General features: G+C 39.7%; 22 protein-coding genes. All 22 read right to left on the bottom strand.

Annotated features, from left to right (window positions below):
- Window positions 1-836, bottom strand: an 836-nt coding sequence (locus J655_RS25590) for a phage tail tube protein (RefSeq protein ID WP_032052433.1), incomplete at its 3' end; no start/stop codon positions are given.
- A gap of 52 nt (window positions 837-888) precedes the next feature.
- Window positions 889-2217, bottom strand: a complete 1329-nt coding sequence (locus J655_RS19885; protein ID WP_032052434.1) for a pyocin knob domain-containing protein — start codon at window positions 2215-2217, stop codon at window positions 889-891.
- Complete coding sequence (locus tag J655_RS19880; protein WP_032052435.1) at window positions 2217-2570, bottom strand: hypothetical protein; 354 nt, start codon at window positions 2568-2570, stop codon at window positions 2217-2219. The genes J655_RS19885 and J655_RS19880 overlap by 1 nt, the downstream gene beginning before the upstream one ends.
- Before the next feature lie 498 nt (window positions 2571-3068).
- The gene (locus J655_RS19875) at window positions 3069-3467 is read right to left on the bottom strand and encodes a hypothetical protein (protein ID WP_032052437.1); all 399 of its coding nucleotides are present in this window, start codon (window positions 3465-3467) and stop codon (window positions 3069-3071) included.
- Between the two features lies 1 nt (window position 3468).
- A complete protein-coding gene (locus tag J655_RS19870) occupies window positions 3469-3837 on the bottom strand; it encodes a hypothetical protein (protein ID WP_032052438.1) in 369 nt (122 codons plus the stop codon).
- The gene (locus J655_RS19865; protein ID WP_032052440.1) at window positions 3809-4216 is read right to left on the bottom strand and encodes a hypothetical protein; all 408 of its coding nucleotides are present in this window, start codon (window positions 4214-4216) and stop codon (window positions 3809-3811) included. Before J655_RS19865 ends, J655_RS19870 begins: the two co-directional genes overlap by 29 nt.
- A gap of 45 nt (window positions 4217-4261) precedes the next feature.
- Entirely contained in the window at window positions 4262-4981 is a 720-nt protein-coding gene (locus tag J655_RS19860; protein ID WP_050675385.1) for a hypothetical protein, read from the bottom strand.
- 37 nt (window positions 4982-5018) lie between these two features.
- Window positions 5019-5387: a hypothetical protein gene (locus tag J655_RS19855; protein WP_032052442.1), complete on the bottom strand. Its 369-nt coding sequence runs from the start codon at window positions 5385-5387 to the stop codon at window positions 5019-5021.
- A gap of 3 nt (window positions 5388-5390) precedes the next feature.
- Window positions 5391-5780 (bottom strand): hypothetical protein, encoded by a 390-nt coding sequence (locus tag J655_RS19850; RefSeq protein WP_032052443.1) that lies wholly within the window; start codon window positions 5778-5780, stop codon window positions 5391-5393.
- Window positions 5781-5784: 4 nt separating this feature from the next.
- Window positions 5785-6450, bottom strand: a complete 666-nt coding sequence (locus J655_RS19845; RefSeq protein WP_032052444.1) for an Ish1 domain-containing protein — start codon at window positions 6448-6450, stop codon at window positions 5785-5787.
- Between the two features lie 68 nt (window positions 6451-6518).
- Window positions 6519-7466 carry a major capsid protein gene (locus J655_RS19840; RefSeq protein WP_032052445.1) on the bottom strand — a complete coding sequence of 316 codons (948 nt, stop codon included), beginning with the start codon at window positions 7464-7466 and terminating at the stop codon, window positions 6519-6521.
- A 27-nt stretch (window positions 7467-7493) separates the two neighbouring features.
- The gene (locus tag J655_RS19835; protein ID WP_032052851.1) at window positions 7494-8261 is read right to left on the bottom strand and encodes a DUF6651 domain-containing protein; all 768 of its coding nucleotides are present in this window, start codon (window positions 8259-8261) and stop codon (window positions 7494-7496) included.
- Between the two features lie 112 nt (window positions 8262-8373).
- Window positions 8374-8565, bottom strand: a complete 192-nt coding sequence (locus J655_RS19830; RefSeq protein ID WP_001139861.1) for a hypothetical protein — start codon at window positions 8563-8565, stop codon at window positions 8374-8376.
- 223 nt (window positions 8566-8788) lie between these two features.
- Window positions 8789-9025 (bottom strand): hypothetical protein, encoded by a 237-nt coding sequence (locus J655_RS19825; protein WP_000004365.1) that lies wholly within the window; start codon window positions 9023-9025, stop codon window positions 8789-8791.
- A 98-nt stretch (window positions 9026-9123) separates the two neighbouring features.
- The gene (locus J655_RS19820) at window positions 9124-9552 is read right to left on the bottom strand and encodes a hypothetical protein (protein WP_000965231.1); all 429 of its coding nucleotides are present in this window, start codon (window positions 9550-9552) and stop codon (window positions 9124-9126) included.
- Between the two features lie 8 nt (window positions 9553-9560).
- Entirely contained in the window at window positions 9561-10664 is a 1104-nt protein-coding gene (locus tag J655_RS19815; protein ID WP_032021275.1) for a minor capsid protein, read from the bottom strand.
- Between the two features lies 1 nt (window position 10665).
- A complete protein-coding gene (locus J655_RS19810; RefSeq protein WP_032052849.1) occupies window positions 10666-12117 on the bottom strand; it encodes a DUF4055 domain-containing protein in 1452 nt (483 codons plus the stop codon).
- The gene (gene terL / locus J655_RS19805) at window positions 12114-13541 is read right to left on the bottom strand and encodes a phage terminase large subunit (RefSeq protein ID WP_032052848.1); all 1428 of its coding nucleotides are present in this window, start codon (window positions 13539-13541) and stop codon (window positions 12114-12116) included. The genes J655_RS19810 and terL overlap by 4 nt, the downstream gene beginning before the upstream one ends.
- A complete protein-coding gene (locus J655_RS19800) occupies window positions 13531-14001 on the bottom strand; it encodes a DUF2280 domain-containing protein (RefSeq protein WP_002067420.1) in 471 nt (156 codons plus the stop codon). The genes terL and J655_RS19800 overlap by 11 nt, the downstream gene beginning before the upstream one ends.
- 58 nt (window positions 14002-14059) lie before the next feature.
- On the bottom strand, window positions 14060-14701 hold the full coding sequence (locus J655_RS19795) for a putative metallopeptidase (RefSeq protein WP_004834292.1): 642 nt from the start codon (window positions 14699-14701) through the stop codon (window positions 14060-14062).
- Window positions 14670-15104, bottom strand: a complete 435-nt coding sequence (locus tag J655_RS19790) for a hypothetical protein (protein WP_004834291.1) — start codon at window positions 15102-15104, stop codon at window positions 14670-14672. The genes J655_RS19795 and J655_RS19790 overlap by 32 nt, the downstream gene beginning before the upstream one ends.
- 11 nt (window positions 15105-15115) lie before the next feature.
- Window positions 15116-15307: a hypothetical protein gene (locus J655_RS19785; protein WP_000134362.1), complete on the bottom strand. Its 192-nt coding sequence runs from the start codon at window positions 15305-15307 to the stop codon at window positions 15116-15118.
- Between the last annotated feature and the right edge of the window lie 100 nt (window positions 15308-15407).

Genomic DNA, 15407 nt, shown 5'->3' with positions numbered 1-15407 from the left:
CCATCCGGATGATTTGCTTCCTTGACTTCAAGCTGTGGGAAATTAAATGAGTATTTACTTCCCTTGCTATCGGTAATATCAAAGGTCATCGTAAATACATCACGAGTCTTGATTGCATCAATCCAAGCAGCAGATGTTGCTGAGAACATGAAATTGGCATTTACACCAATATCCATCATTTTTTCTAAGTAGAACTCAGGCGTGTACTTACCAGAACCGATACAACGGATCGCTTCCAGATTATTATTAAAGTTGATGGTGAGTGTCTGCAGACAAGCTTTACCTTGAATTGACTGACCATTAATAAGTAGCTTTTCAACGTTTGGCATACTCACTAGAGGGCGAGTCGATGCGGGAATAGGATTGGTAACAGGATTAACCTGCTGTCGCGTAAATGAGCTACCCACTAAACCAAAGTTACCAGTGATTTTACCTGTAGTCTGGATCGTCATTTCACCTGTATTCACTTGAATACCGCGATAAATAAAGACTTGACCAATATCTTCAAAGACTTTTACTAAGGTAAGTGACTTACGGACTCCACCACCAAAACTCAAAGCATTACCAGCCCAGTTATTGAAAGCGAGAACATTTAAGAATAAGTCAAAGGTACCTAGAGATAATTCAAACTCTAGTTGACCAGTTACTTCGGCTTCCGTTACAACAGCACCTTGGCGAAAACGTGAATCAACTACCTCACTACTATCTTCAGTTGTGACATTTTCAGTCAAACTATCATTAACACGGCGAACTGTGTACCAGATCGGGTTTGCTGGGGTTGTTCCCAATACTGCTTCTTCACAAGCATATAATCGAATTTTTGCGCCTGAACTCATTTATGGCTCTCCAAAATTTAGGCAATAAAAAACCCGCTGTGTAAGCGGGTTATTAAAGTGTTTCGTCTGTGTCTGAGATTTCTGGCGGTTCCACACCATTCATAGCTGCAGCTACAGCCGCGGATAAATTTGTTGGTTGAAAGTCTAGAGGAGTCTCTGTTGGAATAATTTCGGTATCTGGCTCAGGTTCTTCATGTAATCGAATATCGATCCAACGGGTTAATGGAATATCCATTGGATTTTCATGATCAGCAACAACTGCAGCAAGCTCAAAATCAAATTTACGCTTATAGGTCTTAATTGAAATGTCGCCATTTTCTAGAGTTGAATACTCTACGGCAACCACTTTATTACCGTTGGCATCTTTGGGTAACTCAATGTACCAACCTTCTTGAGCAAAACCCAAAGAACCTTTTAGAAGATAATTACCTACATCAATTTTTTCAAATTCAACCGGCTGTTTTCTTGCTTGGTCATTTAATTCTATTGAGTCAGCAAATAGCTTAACGATTGGTGAAGAAGACTTAATAAACCCATTTGCATCTACGGTAGTATTTGACTGTGTCCAAAATTTATACCAAGAACTCCATGCTCCCCCTAATTTACGACGAATTGAAGGAGAAATTAATTTAGTGTCTACTCCATTACCATCGAACGAAATTTGTGTCTGATAATTAGGACCATCAGATGCTAGATTTAATTGCAGTACTGTTTGCCACTGCGAAGCAGTGCCTGAGTTCGTCCAAGTTTGCCCAGAATAAATGCCACTAGGTAAATTTGCGGTATTCAAATCAACACTATTCGTGGCCTGTAATGTGGTTAAACCTAAACCAAAGTTGTTATAAGTTTTACCTGCACGATAAATATCACCACCAGCAGAGATATAAAGATTTGCAGCTTCATTTCCAGAAGTGGTTTGATTAAATGTTGGTAAAGACCGAAGCTTACTATTAAAGATAGTAGTATTTGCTGTCACATTTAAAATGCCCGCTCCCGCATTAGCTGGATCCCCGCCTGTAGCTAAGAGACGAACATCATAATCAGTTGGAGCTCCCGATGTATGCAGATCAATAAAAGTATTGCCAGCTACCGAGAGTGATCCCATTTCTACCGCAGTTGTAGCTGAGCTTGTTGATGTACCTAAATCTAATCGTTGTGCCCCCTGACAGTTAACAATAATACCTGTCACACCAATTACATTTCCATCTGCACTTCCAATATTGGCTGCAGCAGCTGTACCTGCACCTTGAACTTGAGAAAGCTGTGGATTTAAGTTTGGAATACCCGAGGCAAATGGCAGCATAAACTGCCGTTTTCCCTGCGAAGCGTTATATGGGAATGGCCGATGATCCCAACTAAATTTAAAAACAAGATTTGCCATTATGCTGTTACCCCGTCAATCACTTGGAAAGTCAAAGTTTCAGTGTGCTGTGTAGTACCACTAACTACAGCTTTAATATCCATCTGACACAGACCTAAGGGCCAAGTTGCAGTGCTTGCACTAGATTTAATATTCAGCCATCCCTTCTGTGTGCTCTGATTTAATGCTGCACAAGTCAATGTGGCCACCGCTGCACCATCCGCTAATGATTTAATCTGTGATGTGAACGTGTAGCCTGTCAGATCAATAGCACGGCGAACATCATCAGGTGGATACTGCAAAGCCTCATCAATATCGACAAGCTGCAAGTTCAAGTTGAATGTGTCACCACGCTTAAACACGAAATTGCTCATAAGTGATTCCTATAGACATAAAAAAACCACCGATGAGGTGGTAGTGAGTAAAACAAAAAAACCGCCCGAAGGCGTGTGCTTTTTCAAGTGATTTTATGAAGCATTATTACGATAGATGGATTTAAAAGATGGAATCTTGTTCTCATGACCACAACGGCTGCACTTGTTATCTATACCTGCATAATTAATACGCATTAATTCCGAAATGGTTTTCTTATCAAGATTATCTGGAGGATTACTCGAAATTAATAAGATGTTACTGATAAGTTCTTTTCTCTCAGTTAAATACCTTACGTAATCTTCATACATTTCGTCACCTCATCTTCCAATTGGCTCTGATTAAATCGTTTGCCACATTTGCTACAAATCCAAATTGATAGATGCTCAATACTTTCTATTCTCGAATATTCAATATTTTTGTGTCTGCATGGGATTTCTTCTATGTCCTCATATTCGAGAACCTCACCAGTTACCGTTTCAAAGTACCTTTTTGCCATATCAATTCACCGTAAATCCAATGGTCACATTGTATTGCACAAAGTCAGCATCTTTACCAACTTTAATAGATTGTCCGTTCAAACATTCCAGATCATCAAAAGAGAAATGTTCAAAATGAGCCAATAAAGAATCACCGAGAATCGTTAGTGCTTTTTCTCCTACATGAAGTCGATCAAAACACTGAACCATAATATTACCGGTACGACGGTTACAAGGCTTATCTGCTACACCTGAAATAAAGCTAGCACCGCCTGCAATGGTTAGACAACACCACAAGCCTTCCTTTGGCACTGTAAAGCCTGGTGCATTTGGATACTGGATTCTGTCCTGCGCAATACCAGTAAAGCTTTGCATACGATCGATAATAGCTTGCCTTGTCTGCTCTAAAGTCATTGCCATCTTAACCACCGTATTTTTGAGAAATATAAGTAAACGTGGTGTTGTAAATACCTTGCGGTGCTTGATCAGACCAACCATTTTCTAAGCGTTCAGCGTATGGCTGATTATTCTGGATATATACCATATTACCCAGCTTAAACTTGACCGCTTGAATAGCAGCATCTTGAACGGCGTTTGTTTCCGGTCCACGTACACCAAAGTCACCAGATCCAATTGAAACTATATGAGAAGAACGATAAGCACCAGTATCAACTGGACTTGAAACAACTAATGATTGCACTGTATCCATGGTGATTTTCTTTACCTTTTCCTCTGCTGTTTTAGTCACATCAAAACTAAAATCAGTTGGTTTTTTCCCCTTCCATCCCATGCTTTACCTCACTTTCTTCGTACATTTCGAAAAGGTCTTGAGCGATCGCTTGAATTGAGTAAGCTTCAAATTCTGAGCTAGGCTCCTTTTCACCCATTAGTTTTCTGATTTTTTGCCAGACATGAACAGCTTCATGTAAAAGCAGTCCATAAACTTCAATCGGTTTTCTTTCTGATGTATCGCCAAGCTGAACAATTGCATAAGCGCCATCAAAATAGTAATCGACTTGCGCCGCTGCGCCTGCAGAAGATAAAAACGGATCCACTTTATTCATATCTTCGAATAACAGATCCATGTGAAGCTGATTACGAGCAAGCGTGTATTGAACATGTTGGAATGGTGAGATATGCCATAAAGGAACGTAATCTGTACTTATCATCTAAACTCCAAAATTGCGCCCATTAAAAAACCCACCGAAGTGGGTTTAAACATTTAATTCTTCTTTAAGAGTACTTAGTCGCCCCAGATTTTCATTGATTTGTCTAAGATCTTCGTCTTTAGCTATTTGAATCTCTTTTAATTCATCTTTACATCGACTTACAAAATCATCCACTGAGAAATTTGGTCCCTCTGCAAATGCGTGACTGTCTGGATAGGTGAGTTTAACTAATAGAGTATAATAAATTGCAGCATTATGGAGAAATGCAGGAAAACTTAAAGTAATAATTTCTTCACACAAATCTGTAAATCCATTATCAGTTGTGACTTTATGATAAAAGTCATTAAACTCTACTATTAATTCACTATTTTTAATTTCACATTCTTCAATTTTCTTATGAATATCATCGAGAAAAGAAGCATGCGAAGTTGGTGCTTGAATAATTAAAATATTTAAAATATTTATTTCAACAGAGAATCTATTTATTAAACTAAATATGTTAGATGAATTATTCTCTTTTGCTATTGCTCTGTGTTGCAATCGCCAATCACTAAAAAGCACAAATGCCGCAACTGGAGCTAAAAAAGCTGCTGCAATTGTTAAGGAGTCTTTTAATACTTCATAAGCTTCAGTTAAATTAAATTTATGGTGTGTTATTGGATATGAACTTTTAAGAAAAAAAGAAATTATCAAATAGAAAATAATTCCTAAAATAGTCCATAACCAGATTTTCTTTATTCTTAATCTTAAATCATCTTTAGCCATATATCCCCCTAATTTAGAAGAATATTAGAACAAGTAATCAAACCTTCCTCAACTGACATTTCCAAATAGTTGCAGCGGGATCCTGTTGAATGTGTTTGACACGAAAAGTGCCTAAAGGTGTAACCCACTCATCTTCCATAATGGGCACCATTGTCACTTCATTTTGAAGCACGGTCGCTTTCTTATCTGTGGCCAGCACTCCAAGGGTTTGGATTTCATATTGTTTGTAAGAGCCAAACAAAACACCACGACCAGAATAATTTTCTTTAACTTCAACATGAGTTTCAGTCTTAGGATCCCAATCTTTTTTTGAGATCCGTTCACAAGTAAATGTATGAACGGCGTCTGCTAAATCTTCATTAAATGCTTCAACAAGATCTGCCTGAATTTCATCACGTAAGCCCATGATTTATGCCCTATAAAGTGGAATACCAAAACCATTAAAACTTGCATTAGGATCTTTCAAATCAAGCGATTCAATATAATCAATTGCTATCTGTTCAAAGCTAGAAATCGCTTCAGTACCCTCTTGATACTCTTTTTCAGATTCTACTGAATCAGCTTTAACTTTCTTCCGTTTAAGCAACTGCTCTTTGCCGTTATAAATCACCTTGGCCAGAATGCCTTTAATGATTTCACAAGCAGCATCTTTAAGAAGTGAATCTATAGGATCCGGCACAAATCCAATTCGTTTTTTCATCCATACATTTGCAAGTTGAACCAGGCGAGCTTTATCACTATCCGGTGCAAAATCTCTGCCCAAAATTGAATTTGCGTCATCTAGAGTAATAAAGCTCATATCATTATTCCTTCGGGATTAATTTAAGAAGTTCTGGTTTTGTTGCAGATGGTTTATAGCCAATGTCTTTACTTGCCAAATATTCTTTTAATTGATCGTTAGACCAATTTTCAAAATCATTTGTCGACGTTTCTGTTGCTGGATTTTCTGCCGCTTTTCCAGCTCCCAATTCATTAATACGCGCTTGCATAGCAGCAACATCATTTTTAAAAGCATCAAATTCTGCTTGGATGCTTACCACTTGTCCTTCAGCTGCTTTAGTAGCATTGTCTGCTAGGGTTACAGCATCTTTTAAACGTGAGTTTTCAGAAATTAATTCGGAACTATCACCACTTGCCTGTTTCAAGAATTCGATTTTCTGTTTAAGTTGCCCGTTTTCCTCAACAACCTTTTCACACTCAGCTTTTGTATTATCAATGACCTCTTGCAGCTCAGGGGTAATTCCCACTGCGACATTTACTGTGGCCAAAGTCGTTTTTGCAGGCTCTTCCAGTTTACGAACTTCAACTGGAATATCTAAAGCTTCATAATCATTTTTGATTTTCGGGTAATCACCGTAGATGATTACTTCTTCAGCACTACGATTTGGATTTTCATAATAGTCAGGATTCGCAATAGTCCCAACTTCTAAAGCTGCTGCTGCGGCAATACGCGTATAGATTAACTTCATGATACTTTTCTCTTAATAATAAAAAAGAGGGCTAAATAGCCCTCCAATAAATTTAGGTGTTTAAGGTTTTAAGGTGTACCAGACAAATCAAGCAATGTACCAGCGGTCATTTTGTTGCTGGTTGCATGTTTCTTCCAGTTAGCACTTGATCCAAGCAAAGTAAGATCTGGATTCTCACCTTTCGTTGTATCCCAGCTATAACCAAGAATATCTAGGTTGAATGTACCTTCAGCACGCATACCAATAGCAAAGTTTTCTTCATCATTGATGTCGTATGCGCGGAAACCTGGTACTTGGGACTCAGTTACAGTCACAGCACCATACTGCAGGCCAAATGCATCGTTATCGCCTACGGCGTCAGTAACAAGTACAGGTTTACCTAAAGTACCTGGTAAACCGCCATAAATAACGATTTCAGATTCGCCGTAGATTTGTTTAGTAATCGCATCATCGACAATATCGAAGTACGTATCCGAGTTCATTACCCACAAACCGATACGACCAAACTTGTCACCAAATTTACGCATCCCACGGGTTAATGCTTTACGACCATCTACTGCAATACTTCCTTTTGCCACCATATCAGGATTGCTTGTAATTGCTGCTTTCAATGAAGCCAAGCTGTACTGTAAACGCCCTGCAACTAAAGCATCAGCCAGATCATACCCAAGAATCATTGCAAACTCTTCAGGTGTACGAGCACGGCGCTTAAAAGCTTCTTCAGTAGATGCATAAGGACCGTATTTAAACGGAATTTTCACACCTACAGATTCTCCAGCGGCAATTTTTTCATGGTTAACTTTAGCGTTTGAGTTCACATCACGGTGCTTGATGCTGCCACCAACACGATAAAATGATTCTTTATTAAAATCGCCTTCAATGATTTCATTTTTATAAAGAATCGCTCCAGCTGATGCCTCGTTAAAGACATTCAAATTGTCTTGCAAACGCTCTAAATAAGCAGTTTGAGCCAATTGGTTATAGATAATCATGTCTGAATTAACTGTTGTAGTCATAACGACTTATCTCCAAATGTTTAATAATTAGTTCGGTAGTTTTAGGAAGGATTCTTGGCCATGTTCTTTGATGTAATCGGCTCTTTGAGATACTGACATCTCACTGCGCTTCATACCTGTAGGTGCTCCACCTTTGCCCCCGCTTTGGAAACCACCGCCATTTCCTTTACCACCTTTAAGGATTAAGTCTTTATGCTGGTATCCACCAACCAAGGACTCTAAAGCTTCATCAACATTTGCAAGTTCACCAGGGCGAACACGGGAATAAATCTTTTCGCCTTTTTGGTCGTAGGCAACCACTTCTCCATCTTCGATTTTGAAGTGATTACCAAAGGTTGCCTGAACCATATCCACAGGTACTGCAATATTGTCTTGAATGTACTTAGAACGAGCAAAACCACCGCCGATAAGTTCTTTATGTAAAGAGGCTTCTAGCGCATCACGTTGCGCAACAATCGGGGCATATTTTTCCTCAACTGCTTTGATAGCTTCAGCTTTAACTTTCTCAACTTCACCGGCATCCACCAGCTTTTTATCGTCGAGATTTTGGATTGTTTGTAATGCCTTTTTAGCTGCCGCTGGGTCTTCAATTCCTTCAAAAGCTTTTAATGCTTTTTCGGCTGCTTCTTTGGCTTCACGATGTGTTTTAGCTTCATTGTTTAAGCGTGCAATTGTTGCTACCGAGTGTGGTGCATCATGTGGCATTTCTTTGCCGTCATCATGAATATAGATCGGCTTATCGCCGTCTACTTCCGCATAAACTTTACCGTCGATCGTTACTGTTTTAAGTTTCATTGGTCATCCAACCTATATACACAAATGGGCATCCGCCCGGATTCGCCGTTAGCATCCGCTTTCGGCAGGCAATAAAAAAGCGCCCTTTAGGACGCTTCATTTCTATAAATGATTATTTACTTAAAGCTTGGCGTACAAATGCATCTTTTGCTTCAAGTAGCTTTCTTAATCCTGTGGATTTTTCAGGCCCGTCAGGAAGTTGCTCATCCATTTGCCGAGCTAAATCACCAATTGGCTTACTAACTTGCTGCAAATGTTCAGGTAAATGTTCATATTGGAAATATTGGATAATAGGGCTTGGCATTTTCTTCTCGCAAAAAAAGCACCCGAAGGTGCTATGGTTAAAAATTAAGTTCTATTTGATGAGTGCAATTGCTTTTAATCTTTCAAAAGTAAAACCATAAATTGCCATGGCTTGAAACCTTAATTTGAAGAAATGGCACCAGAATTCATTTTGTGCTCAGAATATATTGAGCATCTGACATATTGATTTGCTTTTCAGGCATTTGTAGTACCTTTAGCTACGTTTACTTTTTATTCCAAACCTCTGATCTAGGTTCATCACCAACTAAGCGGATACCTTGAGGACCACCTACATCAAATGTTGCCGTGATAGTCGCTGGACCCTCAAAAACACTACAATTCATTTTTACAGCGGTTAATCCAGCTAATGGAATACCTGTTTCCTCGTCACAAAGAGCAAGATGAGAAGATTTATCTGAAACTCTTTTAAGTACCAAATGTCTAACTTTTGATTCACTCATAAGCCAAACTCCATAAATGACAAAAGCGCCATTTGGGCGCTTATATAGGTGAAAATTGTGTCTTAAGTGAGTTTAGAATTACCTGTAATCGGCAATAATTACTCACAGTTAAATCCAGTTCCAACAAGGTCTTTTTTCAAATTTGAAACGAGATTTTGTTGTTCCTGCTGTTGTCCACTAAGATAATTTTTATCTAGAGTCTCTGCACCATCAATAGATTTATAAAGCTCTTTAGATTCCTCTAAATTGTCTTTTAAAAACGTGGTGAGGTTTAGTTTCGCCTGGGCAGCTCTACATAAATTATTTTTAGCTTCTAAACCTTGAGTAGCCTGTTTTACTTGACCAGTTGCAGGATCAAAAGAATATGCATTTGCCATTGCTGACTCCAAAGCTTCAGACAATCGATCATATTCTTTAAGATATTTTTGACTTGGTTCAGCTAAACAAGTGATGGAAATTAGGGTTAGACATACAAAAGCTATTGTTTTCATATTGTATAAATTCTGATGTTTTAAAAAATATAACATAAGAAAAATTACAGACCCAACTTTTTAAAAGCTTTTTCATCCAACTTTCTCAAATCATCTAAGCTATAGAAACGGCCTTCAGGATCAAAGAACTTATCAAAATCAAATTTCCCATCTTTATAGAGCTTAAAGCGCTTTGGCCCTAGCCACTCCCTTTGAAAGAAATCATCTGTTTTCTTAAAGAACTCTTTGAATGTGGTGTTTGCATCTAACTGCCCTATTAAATGGCTTCGCTCATCTTTTGGAATGTCTTTAACTCGACGTTCGTCCATGACAAATGGCCGTTCGCCAACAAGTTGACCGTCCTTCTCGACCGGAACCAAGATACTGCGACAGTTGGGATGTAACGGCGGCACTCGCTTTGCCGGGTCATTTATTTCCCACACTGAACCATCTAATGAAGCGCAAAGCTTAGAAGTTCGTCCATCTAAAACGCTAACAAATCGGACATATTCAAAGCCAATTTGGTTGAAGCTATTTAGATAGGCTTGATTAGCTACATGACTTCGCACAGTTCTTACCGTTCGCTCAATATCAGTTTTGGTACCATTTAAGATCCCATCTTCATAGTTAAGCCGTTTGGTACCACGAATACGCTGAACAATTTCTTGGTTAGTTTTGCCTGAATTAATGCCATCGCGAATTGCATACTCAACCTTTTGACGGGCACTTTCAGCAATTCTTGAAAGCAGATCATCGACAAGAGCGCCACCTGCCAACGGAACTTTTTTAGCGGATAAGAATAGTTTTTCCCCATCAGGCTTATTAATTTTTGCTCCATAGAGCTTAGCTACGTAATTGGCCTCATAAACAGCCAGCGCCGTAGCAGAAACGGCAAAAGCTTCAGGTAATGCTAAATTAACACTGGCAAACCATTGGGCAATCAAATCCCTAATTTCCCTTAAATTTGAAGTTGTATATTTACCACCAGCTAAAGCAACTTTCTCCGACTCATTAAGCTCATCCAATAAATCCCGAAGCTTAGATAGCATCTTGCTCGTATCATCATTGAATAAAGCCAATAACTCATTTACCGTTTTTGATGAAGCACGATAAAGATAGGCCTGGTGCTGAGTGAGTGCTTCAAATAGTTTTTTGATATCTGTTGCCATCTCACTCTACCTTTTGATTTAAAGTCCCATCTTGCTCTGCTTCAACATTCTGAAGCTCTTCTTCATATTTTTGTTTAGGGAACATACCTGTTTGGTTGTATTCCCACCATGATTTAAATGAAGATCGGCCTTGTAGAGCTGCTTCAAATAACTGTCTAGCTAACTCAGCTAAATATCCTTGCTTGTTAAATTCCTGACTGATTTCGAACATCAAATCATCTTTAGTTAGAACATCCACATTAGGCGTTACAAACTTAGCAGCCCATCGTAATGCTGCTGACAAGGCTTCATTCATATTGACTACACAGAGCGAAAGAACTGAATGTTGAACAGCGTCATCGCTATTCGCTTCCGTAGCAGTCTTTTTACCCGCTGTACCCTTCTCAATTAAACGCGCCCCCATCTCCTTCATTTTTTCCCACTTATCTTTCATCGCTTCCCGGGCAAGAGTATTAGGGTCGGCTTGAACAATTCCTAATCCACCATTTTCAGGTAAAGGCAAAAGTACTTTCGCACCAATGTATATGCCACGTTTTTTGGCTTGGTCGTACCATTCCCATGTAACACCCTTCGCAAAGTATTGAGGTTGCCCCATATAAAAAACGGACTCTTGAAAGTCCGCACTGTCACGATAATGGGCTAAATTGAGATTGGCCAAAGGAAGTAATGGCGGCTTTTTAATCTCTTCTGAATTATCAATTGCACCTACAAATGTAAAAGGTATATAGGTCCAGAAATTCCCGTTGTAATCTGTTGGAAACTTCTTCTCTCCGCCAACCCAGTTACCCTTTTCACCCTTTGTGTACACCTGAACGGAATAAATATATTCCCCATTTCCCTCTTGCTCTAAACGAAGTACACGATATTGCTCTTGTTCGGTTTTACTAAATCCATCAGCACCGCGCTCAGACCTAAATTCACGTATAACCACTAAGCAAAGCTTTTTCTGGTTATCGATCATTACTGAATCCCAATTCACTACATCAAGGGCATTTAGTAAATGAATCATCGGATAGGCTTTTTGTGCTTTAAATTCCGCTAGATTACGAGCTGGTGGCACATCAGGATAATCAACATATAAAGCGCAACGATAATGCTTCAATAAATGGCGAATTCCATTTTGAGCCAATTGATAAGCACTAATGCCTGCTCCATTCGCATTACGCTCTAAATGAGCAAGCTCGGGAGGAAATTTAAAACTTGGATCGGTTGCAAAAGCTGCACCAACTAAACTATTTGATGTAGTCCCTGTTACTTCATAAAAGACTGCACGGGTAAGATAAGCCTCATAAGCGCTTTTATTTGCAGGTGATTTATCATGTGCATTTGGCATCGGCAAATATTTTTCACCTTTAGCCTTAACTGCATCTTCACCTTCACAAACATCATCAAGTTTTTGCCAGTATGGCAAGTTCTTAACATATTCAGCATGTTGAAAAGTTACATCACTCATCGAGCAAATCCCATATCAGCAAAGAAGGCTTCAAAACCTTCATGTAATTCATTAAAAGCGTCAGATCCACCGTCTACCTGATCGTCATTTGTTCCATTAGGGAAATTCCGAAGTTCTTCAATAAAGGCTTTGTTCCAATCACCTTTAAGCATTCGAACATTCCCAACATTTACTTGAGCGGCAAAAGGCTGTGCCCGAGTGATCTTGTCACCCGATACTGGTTTTGCAACCACATGGTAGCCACTGAGAAGTTTTGTAAATGCCAGAGCTTGAGATTTCCCTGCTTGACCAGGGTCCTGAGGAATTCGAACAGTTACGTTTTTTCCATCAAGCTCAGTGGTTTGCTTTAAGCGTTTATTTACATTGTCAGGGCCAAGCTGTCCTCTTGTAACATCGACAATGTAAGTAAAACCATCTGCACCAAGAGCTTCTCGCACACCTGCTGTAAAGTCGCCTTCATTCTCTGTAGCGCCAAAATCCCATGCCCTTACTTGCTTCACTACATCTGCAGGCAAAGCATCAACAATTTGAATATTGTCAGGCTTAAAAAAACCGCCTGCTGGCGGTGATGGCATTTGTCGGTACTGCCCGGCAAATACATATGGTGCTGCTTGCTCCATTAGCCTCAATTTTTGGATATTGTGTTTTGCTGGCCACAGTGCGGATCCGTCTTCCTGAATAGCTGAAAGACATAGATGCTCCCACACTTCACCGTTACCACCAGCTACAGGAACGCCGTCTTTTCTATCACCTAGCAACCATCCAGCTAAATCATCTTCATGAAGTCGCTGCATAATCACAATGATCGGCGTATCTGGCGAGTTAGTACGCGATTCGAGTGTGTTCTGAAACCAATCAATTACCCCTTCTCGAATTGTTTTAGAAGAAGCTTCATGCGCTTTGTGTGGGTCATCGATAATGATGCATCCACCAAACCCATCACGAAGTTTACCCGCACCAAAACCAGTAATCGTACCGCCTGTACCAGTCGCATAGCAGACACCGCCTTGAGAAGTCCTCCAGAAGTCTTTAGCCTTACTATCATCACGCAATGTGAGAGCAGGAAAGACCTTTTTATACGCCTCCTCTTGTACGAGTGTTCGAATCTGGAAGGCGTTATTTGCGGCAAGCATTGCCGAGTAACTGATATGAATAAACTCACAGTCAGGCTTCTTTCCAAAACACAAAGCCATAAAATTAATTACAGCAATTTCAGTTTTAGAATATCGTGGTGGAACGTTAATAATTAACCGCTTTATCTCTCCGCGATAAACTTTCATCAAAGCTTCACAGATTTCTAAGTGGTGCCAGTTCTGCATCCATTTATAACCACGGCGCTCCTTAAACATGTACCTTGTGAAGAAATATAAATCTTCTTGCGCCTCGATCCGGATGGCTTTATCCCGAGCCGCATCAGTACTCATCTAAGACTTCCCTCCGCGCTTTTAAGTAATCTTCCATTGGAACTGGAATTTCTGAATTAACTGTTTGGACTGGTCCGCCGTCTTTGCCTGTAATTTCTTGGCGATTAGTAAATTGACCACCAATGTCTTTAGCGGCTTGCTCAAGAATTTTTAAGGCTGTTTTGACGTTTCTAGTTCTATCAAGCTGTCTTTGGTATTGCTTCAGACGGTAGTACTTATTAGCAATAGGAATATCAATTAAGCCTTCATCAAATTTCTCTCTGGTTGATTCAAAAAGCTCAACAAATTTCTTGCTTAAGTTTCTGCCCGAATATTTTGTTGGATCATAGCATTCACATTGGCTACGACTAATATCAACTCCAAACTCTTGCTTGACCTGTTCAACCACTTCTTGAGGGGTATCACGGCATGCAAGAGCTTGAACAATAAATATTTTCACAGGCTCTTTTAGTGCTGCCATAAATTCCCCTTCGTACAGCTACGTACAGCAAACAGGACAAAAAAAAGAGCCAAAAGGCTCAATTGATTACACAATTTCCGCAGCATCTTGAAATATCAAGATTCGAAACAAACGGCGGATTTTTTGCGACTTCAATAAGTCGCTTAACATTTTTGCTTGGTCCATAACGTTTAACTACGCCAATAAACTCTTCAACGTCATGACCTGCAAGATAGTGCTTAGGAAGACCAGAACTATCGCTATAAACAATTTCTCCGTCCTCGTCTCTCATCACTCCAATGTGATAAAGCTCATGTTCAAGCAAAGCACAGAACTCTGTATCATTTGCACGCTCACAAAAAGAAGCATCGACAGTTATTAAGTAAGTTGGCACAAAGCCGAACCAATCTCGCATCTGTTGCTCTTGTCTAGCTTTACGCCATCCACCAACATTGAACATGACTTTTTCACATTGCCCCAGCACCATCGCCTGCTTGCTTTTATATGCAGAAGAGGCCCAAGCAAATGCTAAAAATTCTTCATTATCGTGAAGCAGCTCAGCTATGTGATCATGATCGGGGTTATAAAGAGGTCCACCAATAGTTAAGTAATTAGCAACAACCCATTTTTTTAGATCTGGTGCCGGTGTTAGTCTAATTGCTTCTTCTTCATCTGCTTGATCAATAAAATCAGTCGGTGGAAATGGTCTTATTTGCTCCATCTTCAATTCTCGCTAATTCACTTTTTATCCAGTTGATGACATATCCCGACAAAATAGAATCTGGATGAAAGCGCTCTATTTTATAACCCATCTCTTCAGCTTGATCATATCGATCAAGACTCCATGCTTTATTTGCCAGCTTTCCACCACGTCCACCAGACCAGGGACCACCCTCAATTTCAATGAGCAAACGCAATTTCACAACATGAAAATCAAAGCGCCAGTGTTTGGTATGGATCGGTTGAAACTTACTTTCAAAACCAATCGCCAAATCCTCAAGTTCTTCCTTAAGTGTTGCCTCAGCCTCGAGATATTTTTGCTTCGCCTTAGGCAGTGGTCTGGATTTGGGTTTGGTTTTAGGTTCTTTTTTCCGAGTAAGCCAAAAATAATCTTTACCATCCATGCCCTAGCCCCTTAAAAGAAGCCCTCAGGCTTGTTGTTGAGCCGTGCAATTAATTTGTTTTGCTTTGCTATGGCTAAAAAAAATCGCTCATCTAATTGAGCGATCTGTTCTGTAGATAATCCTTTCGTTGTACAGCTTCCCAAATGATTTAACTCTACTTGGAGCTGTCTAATCTCATGCGTAATTTTTTGAAATTCAGTCATACATCCCCAAAAAAAAAAAGCCCCGCCAATAACTAGTATGTAGCGGGGCCGTTTGCGCCGTAATCCGTCCGGCTAAAAGAGAGGTGTGCTTATAAAACAC

The sequence above is a fragment of the Acinetobacter sp. 1294243 genome, from assembly GCF_000588015.1.
Taxonomy (GTDB): Bacteria; Pseudomonadota; Gammaproteobacteria; order Pseudomonadales; family Moraxellaceae; genus Acinetobacter; species Acinetobacter pittii.
This window is presented reverse-complemented; position numbering and strand designations above follow the sequence as displayed.